This is a genomic window from Roseicyclus amphidinii (genome assembly GCF_030163755.1).
In the GTDB taxonomy this organism is placed as follows: domain Bacteria; phylum Pseudomonadota; class Alphaproteobacteria; order Rhodobacterales; family Rhodobacteraceae; genus Roseicyclus; species Roseicyclus amphidinii.
The window spans coordinates 1-7,028 of the sequence record NZ_JASJOE010000104.1 but is presented as its reverse complement, the minus strand read 5'-3'; the positions used below and the strand labels follow the sequence as shown (position 1 = coordinate 7,028).

At 70.1% G+C, this 7,028-nt stretch carries 9 protein-coding genes; 8 read left to right on the top strand and 1 reads right to left on the bottom strand.

Features of this window, described 5'->3' with window-relative positions:
* The first annotated feature begins 185 nt into the window (after positions 1-185).
* The 4 genes from QQK83_RS18405 to ureG all read left to right on the top strand — a co-directional run bounded on the left by QQK83_RS18405 (position 186) and on the right by ureG (position 2,393).
* The gene (locus QQK83_RS18405) at positions 186-407 is read left to right on the top strand and encodes a hypothetical protein (RefSeq protein ID WP_284266793.1); all 222 of its coding nucleotides are present in this window, start codon (positions 186-188) and stop codon (positions 405-407) included.
* 13 nt (positions 408-420) lie between these two features.
* Complete coding sequence (gene ureE, locus QQK83_RS18400; RefSeq protein WP_284266791.1) at positions 421-921, top strand: urease accessory protein UreE; 501 nt, start codon at positions 421-423, stop codon at positions 919-921.
* A 4-nt stretch (positions 922-925) separates the two neighbouring features.
* Positions 926-1,564, top strand: a complete 639-nt coding sequence (locus QQK83_RS18395) for an urease accessory protein UreF (RefSeq protein ID WP_349816247.1) — start codon at positions 926-928, stop codon at positions 1,562-1,564.
* A 217-nt stretch (positions 1,565-1,781) separates the two neighbouring features.
* Positions 1,782-2,393, top strand: coding sequence for an urease accessory protein UreG (ureG, locus tag QQK83_RS18390; RefSeq protein ID WP_284266786.1), 612 nt, complete (start codon positions 1,782-1,784; stop codon positions 2,391-2,393).
* A gap of 12 nt (positions 2,394-2,405) precedes the next feature.
* Here the strand turns inward: ureG and QQK83_RS18385 are convergent, their stop codons facing one another.
* Positions 2,406-3,347, bottom strand: coding sequence for a phosphoadenosine phosphosulfate reductase (locus QQK83_RS18385; protein ID WP_284266784.1), 942 nt, complete (start codon positions 3,345-3,347; stop codon positions 2,406-2,408).
* A 205-nt stretch (positions 3,348-3,552) separates the two neighbouring features.
* On the opposite strand from QQK83_RS18385, the gene QQK83_RS18380 reads away from it, so the two are divergent.
* The 4 genes from QQK83_RS18380 to QQK83_RS18365 form a co-directional block, all read left to right on the top strand.
* Entirely contained in the window at positions 3,553-4,455 is a 903-nt protein-coding gene (locus QQK83_RS18380) for an AAA family ATPase (protein ID WP_284266782.1), read from the top strand.
* A 133-nt stretch (positions 4,456-4,588) separates the two neighbouring features.
* Entirely contained in the window at positions 4,589-5,089 is a 501-nt protein-coding gene (locus QQK83_RS18375) for a peptidase S1 (RefSeq protein WP_284266780.1), read from the top strand.
* Positions 5,090-5,155: 66 nt separating this feature from the next.
* A complete protein-coding gene (locus QQK83_RS18370) occupies positions 5,156-6,442 on the top strand; it encodes a vWA domain-containing protein (RefSeq protein WP_284266778.1) in 1,287 nt (428 codons plus the stop codon).
* Positions 6,443-6,650: 208 nt separating this feature from the next.
* The coding region (locus QQK83_RS18365) for an XdhC family protein (protein ID WP_284266775.1) at positions 6,651-7,028 on the top strand (378 nt) is incomplete at its 3' end.

Here is a 7,028-nt window from a genome sequence, read left to right as displayed (position 1 = left end):
CGGCACGGCGCCGCCACCGCTTCCCGCGCCGCCCGCTGGGACGGCGGGCGCGCCCGCGAAATAGGCAGACACCGATCCGCGCATCACGGGCGCCGCGACCCCGCTAGGGGCGATGGCCGAGGCATGGCAGGATTATCGTCATGGGAGGACCCACCCCCGAGCAGCGACAGAACAGGGGTCCCGCGATGATGAGACCGGCCAACCACAACCACTCCCCGCGCCTGGGCGCGCACTTCGATGCCTGGTGCTGCGAGACGGGCCTGATCGTCGGTCGCGGCGACCTGCGGGGGCGCAGGCTGGCCTTTGCGGCGCGGCTCGATGCCTTGCCGGAGGCCGCTCTGGTCCAGATGGGCATTGCGCATGCCGACATCCCCCGTATCGTGTTCCGCGACCTGTTTTCCGGCTGAGGACCAAGGCACCATGAGCGACGACATCACCGCGGGGCGGCATCACCGGGCGGGGCATTGGCAGGGGCCGACCGCAGATCGGCTGGTGCTGGATTACGAGGGGCGGTTCCTGCGGCGCAAGCGGCTGGCGCTCGCCTCGGGCGGGAGCGTGCTGGTGGACCTGCCCGAGACGGTGTCGCTCGATGCGGGCGACGCGCTGGAAACCGCGGACGGGCGGATGATCGAGATCGCCGCGGCCCCCGAGCCGCTCCTGCGGGTGACGGGCGACCTTGTCCGGCTGGCCTGGCATATCGGCAACCGCCACACGCCCTGCCAGGTGGCGGGCGATCACCTGTTGATCCGCGAGGATCACGTGCTGGCCGACATGCTGACGCGGCTCGGTGCCGGGGTGGAGCCGGTGACCGCGCCCTTCACCCCCGAGGGCGGGGCCTACGGGCACGGGCGCACGCATGGACATGACCACGGGGCTGCTCACGACCACGGGCACGGGCATGGGCACGGGCACGCGCATTAGCAAAATGAGCCAGGCGGATCTTCTGAAACTGTCGCAATGGCTGTCACCGGGTTTCCCGGTGTCCTCCTACGCCTATTCCCACGGGCTCGAGGCCGAGATCGTCTCGGGCCGGGTGCGGGACGCGGCCGGGCTGCGCGACTGGGTGGCGGCTGTGCTCTCGGCGGGGGCGGGGCGGGTGGATGCCATCGTGATGCTCGCCGCACGGCGGGGCGAGGCCCCGATCGACGCGCTGGCCGACACGGCCCGTGCCTTGGCGGGCGCGCGCGAACGGCTGGAAGAGACCGAGGCGCAGGGCCGTGCCCTGTCCGAGACGCTGGCAGGGCTCGGTGTCGGGGACGGCGTGGCCCGGCCCTACCCGGTGGCGCTGGGGCTGGCCACGCGGGGGCTGACGCTGCCCGACGCGACGGTCGCGGCGCTCTACCTGCAGGCTTTTGCCGGGGTTCTGGTCTCGGCGGCGGTGCGTTTCGTGCCGCTGGGCCAGGCCGAGGGGCAGGCGGTGCTGGCCGCGCTGCACGGGGTGATCGAAGAGGTGACGGCCGAGGTCTGCGCGGCGGGGCTGGACGGAATCGGGTCGGCGGTGTTCGGTGCCGAGCTGGCGGCGATGGAGCATGAGGGGCTGGAGGTTCGGATCTTCCGGACATAGGCGCGTGGGCCAAAGGGGTGCGCCCGAATTTTCGAATGAAAATTCGATCCGGTGTGTGAATTTTCGTACGAAAATTCGGTTTGGGTGCGAATTTTCATGCGAAAATTCGGTGGCGCTTCGTCCGATGGCCTGCGCCCCCGGATCCGCATTGCCAAGGGACAAGACCGGGGCGCGGCGATGGACCGTTCCCCCGAGCGAAGGTGAAGGAGACGAAAGGATGAGCAGTCGCAACGGCCCCTTGCGGGTGGGGATCGGCGGGCCGGTGGGCGCGGGCAAGACGACGCTGACGGAAAAGCTCTGTCGCGCGATGTCCGGGGCGTATTCCGTCGCGGTCATCACCAATGACATCTACACCAGCGAGGACGCCGAGTTCCTGCTGCGCGCGCAGGCTCTGCCCGCCGAGCGCATCCGCGGCGTCGAGACGGGGGGCTGCCCGCATACGGCGATCCGCGAGGATGCCTCGATCAACCTGGCCGCCGTGGCCGAGTTCCGGGCGCGCATCCCCGATCTGGACGTGATCTTCATCGAGTCGGGGGGCGACAACCTCGCCGCGACCTTCTCGCCTGAGCTGGCCGACCTCACGCTTTACGTGATCGACACGGCCGCGGGACAGGATATTCCGCGCAAGAAGGGGCCCGGCGTCACGCGCTCGGATTTCCTGGTCGTGAACAAGGTCGATCTCGCGCCCCATGTCGGCGTCGACGCGGCCCAGCTCGAGGCCGATGCCACCGCCGCGCGGCAGGGCCGGCCCTTTGTCATGGCGAGCCTGCGCAGCGGGCGCGGCGTGGCGGAAGTGGTGGCCTTCATCCGGCAGGCCGGCGGGTTGTGAGGCGCGCCGCCCTCACGCGGGACCGTGCGAGAGCCGGGCGGCCAGCTCGACAAAGCGGGCCTCGCCGGTGACATCGGCGGCATACTCGGCGACCAGCCGGGCGCGCGCGGGTTTGCCTTGCGCCCGCGCGATCCGCGCGAGACGCCAGAGATAGGCTGCATCGGCCCGGCGGACCGGGCGGATCATCCGCGCCAGCCCGGCGCGGGTCAGCCGCCCTTGCGCGAGCGCGCGCAGGATCGGCACCAGCAGCCCGCCTGCCGCGATCAGCCGGTGCGGCGCCGGGCCGGCGAAGCGCAGCGGCGCAAGCGTCACGCCCGGCCCGCGGAACTGGGCGGCATGGGCACCCGTGACGGGATCGGTCGGGTCGTGCAGGATCACCGCCGCGCGGGCAGAGGCAAGCAGCGAAGGCGCATCGCCGTAGCGACCGAAGGGCAGCCTGCGACCGGCCGGAAAGCGGCGGTCGAAGCCCGCGCGCGCTGGGTCGAGGGTGGCGACCGGCGCGCTGGCCAGAACCGAGGAACCGGGGGCAGCCGCGGAAAAGACGCAGGCCGCGTGGCCGTTGGCGGCGCCGAAGCCGAGAAAGATCACGGTCTCGAAACTGTCGAAGAACCCCTCATCACCGAGCCTGTCGAAAAGCCCCGCAAGATCGGCCGAGCGGAACCAGGGGTCGCCCAGCGACAGGATCGACAGCAGCGACCACTCGTGTCGGCGCACCGCCTCGAAGCCCGGCGGAAGGCCGTCCTGTTCCTCGGCGAAGACGCGCGCGGCGCTGTCGAAGGTGACGACGAGCGTATCGCCCTCCTGCACGAAGAGGGCGAGGTGATCGGTGCCGATCCGGGTGCAGAACCCGTGGCCGCGGCCGATCTCGTCGAGCCGGGCGACCCATGCGACCTCGTCCAGGCCGGAGGCGCCCCTGCGCTGCATCTTCGCCGCATCCGCGGTATGGGCTGTCATCTGGTCCGCCTTCGGGTCTGGGCCGGTATCGAGAGTGCCGGAGATGCCCGCACATTGTGGCAAAGCTGCGCAAACGGGCGGGCGTTTCAAGGGGGATTGGCGCAGGACATGGAAACGGTCTGGTGACGGACCGCCCGTCCGGGGATTGACGCGCCCCGCATCGACGGGGTTCATGGGGGCCAGGAGACGGGAGGACGGCAGCATCATGGAAATGGGCTCGATCGACGCGGTGCAGACGGCGCTGGGGGAACAGGGCTATGTCTGTGGGCGGGCCCTGGCGACGGTGGTCTTCCTGTCGCTGCAGCTGGGGCGGCCGCTGTTCCTCGAGGGGGAGGCCGGGACCGGCAAGACCGAGATCGCCAAGGCCATCGCCGCGGCGACGGGGCGGCGGCTGATCCGCCTGCAATGCTACGAGGGGCTCGATGCCGCGAGTGCGGTCTACGAATGGAACTTCGCCGCGCAGATGATCGCCATTCGCGCCGCCGAGGCCGAGGGCGCGGCCGACCGCGAGATCCTGCGCAGCGAGTTGTTCTCGGGGGATTACCTGATCGAGCGGCCGCTGTTGCAGGCGATGCGCCCCGATGCGGCCGGCGCGCCGGTTCTGCTGATCGACGAGATCGACCGCACCGACGAGCCCTTCGAGGCCTTCCTGCTCGAGGCGCTGAGCGATTACCAGGTGACGATCCCCGAACTGGGCACCATCGCCGCCCCCGAGCCGCCGATCGTGATCCTGACCTCGAACCGCACCCGCGAGGTGCATGACGCGCTCAAGCGGCGCTGCCTGTATCACTGGGTCGATTACCCCGATCTCGAGCGTGAACTGGCGATCCTTAAGGCGCGGGTGCCCGAGGCCTCCGACGCCTTGAGCCGCGCGGTCGTGGCCTTCGTGCAGCGGCTGAGGACCGAGGATCTGTTCAAGCGCCCCGGCGTGGCCGAGACGATCGACTGGGCCAAGTGCCTGCTGGCGCTCGACGTGATCGAGCTGTCGCCCGAGGTGATCGCCGACACGCTGGGGGCGATCCTGAAATACCAGGACGACATCCAGAAATTGCAGGGCTCCGAGGCGAAGCGCCTGCTCGACGCCCTGGCCGACGAGGCCCCGGTCTAGGGCAGACGCCCCGCCGCGCCCCGCCATATCGCATCCCGCCGGGCCGTGCCGGGACAAGGTTTCCTTTGACAGGAGCGCATGGGCGGGCGTCTACTTGACCCGTTGGCGTGCAATCCAACCAAGGGGACACATCATGGTCAAAAGTTTGAAATCCGTCATGGCGGCGCTGGGCGCGGCACTCTTCCTGGTGGGGGCAGGGGCAGGGGGCGCGCAGGCGCAGGCCTGTCCGTCTTGGAACAATCCCACGGTCTTCGGCTCTCACAGCCTGAACGCGGGCTTCATGCCCGATCCCTATGTCCGCAACCTGACGGCGGGGGGAACGGTCGACCTGGCGCGCTGTCTGAACGGCGGGTCGGGCTATGTCGTGACACGGCCGGATTTCCGCCTGTTCTACAACGGCTCCTCGCCCACGGGGCGGCTGGTCTTCGCGCTCGAGGCGCGGTCGAACGTGGACACGGTGCTGCTGGTGAACGCGCCGGACGGGTCGTGGCGTTTCAACGACGATTACCGCGGGTATAACTCGGCGATCATCTTCAACAACCCGATGTCCGGGCAATACGACGTCTGGACCGGAAGCTATTCGCGCTCGTCCAACAACCCGGCGCAGCTGATCATCACCGAGCTTCAGTATTGAGGCGTAGCTACCGGATGGCTTGACGGCGGGCTTGACGGCGGTCGCGTGCCGCGGTCCTGTCGGGGCATGGCCGACCATGCCCCCCACCATGCCCCCCACCATGCCCCCTTCGCGCTGCCGGACGATCCGCAGCTGGTGACCAACATCACCCATTTCGCCCGCGCGCTGCGGGTGGCCGGGTTGCCCGCGGGGCCGGGACGGGTCGCCGATGCGATCCGGGCGGTGGAGGCAGCGGGTTTCACCGCGCGGGCCGATTTCTACCACGCGCTGATGGCCTGTTTCGTCTCGCGCCCCGAGCATCGGGCGGTGTTCGACCAGCTGTTCCGGCTCTACTGGCGCGATCCGCGCTATCTCGAGCACATGATGTCGCTTCTGACGCCGCAGGTCCGTGGCCTCGCCGAGGAGCGGCAGGCGCGCGCGGCCGAAAAGCGCGCGGCCGAGGCCTTGCTGCACGGCGTGGCGCGGGATGTTCCCGAGATGCCCGAGGGCGCGCCGCCGGGCACCGAGATCGAGATCGACGCGACGCTGACCATGAGCCGCGAGGAGCGTCTGAAGACGCTGGATTTCGAACAGATGTCGCTGGCCGAAATGGCCGAGGCAAAGCGCGTGATCGCCCGGCTGAGCCTTGCCGTGCCGCCGCTGAAGAGCCGCCGCAGCGTGCCGGACAGCCATGGCGCGCGGCCCGACTGGCGGCGCACGATGCGCCAGTCGATGAAGCGCGGCGGCGAGATCGCCGCGATCGCGCGCAAGGCCCCGCGCACACGCTGGCCCGCGCTGGTGGCGCTGTGCGACATTTCCGGCTCGATGTCGTCCTACAGCCGTGCGGTGCTGCATTTCCTGCATGCGGTGGCCAACGAGAAGGGCGCGGGTTGGGCAAGGGTGCATGCCTTCACCTTCGGCACGCGGCTGACCAACATCACCCGGCATCTCGCGCAGCGCGACGTGGACGCGGCGCTGAAGGCCGCGGGGGCAGAGGCGCAGGATTGGGAGGGGGGCACGCGGATCGGCGCCTGCCTCGAGGCGTTCAACCGCGACTGGTCGCGGCGGGTGCTGGGGCAGGGCGCGGTGGTGCTCCTGATCACCGACGGGCTGGACCGCGACGAGCCCGCGCGGCTGGCCGCCGCGATGGAGCGGCTGCATCTCTCGGCGCGGCGGGTGATCTGGGTGAACCCGCTTTTGCGCTGGGAGGGCTTCGCGCCGAAGGCGGCGGGCATCCGGGCCATGCTGCCCCATGTGGACACGTTCCGCGCGGGCCACAACATCGCGGCGCTGGAGGGGCTTGCCGCGGCGCTGTCGCAGCCGGGCGACGCGGGCGAGAAGGCGCGGCTGATGCGGATGATGGCGGAGGGGTGACCCCGGGGGCGGCCGGGTCGTGGTGTGGCGGGACTTGGCGTGCCTTGGCGCGCAGCGCTTGCGCGCGGCGGGTGCGAATTTTCATGCGAAAATTCGGGGGGGCTTTGCCCCCCGTCCCTTCGGGACTCCCCCCAGGATATTTGGGAAACGGAGAAGTATGGAAACTGCGGACAGGCGCGGGATAGACTGCGCGGCGGGAGGAACGGGCATGACGGACAACCTGGAACGGATGCCGGAGCTGGCGCTGGACTGGCACCGCTCGGGCAAGGGCGCGGTGCTGGCCACGGTGGTGGAGACCTGGGGCTCGGCCCCGCGGGCCGTGGGCGCGCAGATGGTCGTCTCGGGCGAGGGCGAGATGGAGGGGTCGGTCTCGGGCGGCTGTGTCGAGGGGGCGGTCGTCCTCGAGGCGATGGAGCTTGTCGGCACGGGTGCGCCGAAGCTTCTCGAGTTCGGGGTGTCCGATGACGAGGCCTTTGCCGTGGGGCTGGCGTGCGGCCCCGTCCTGCAACCAGGATTGCAGCATGAGAAGCGCCCAGAGAAGCTGACCGTGATTGCCGCGACCGGCGAGATGAGATCGGAAGAGCGT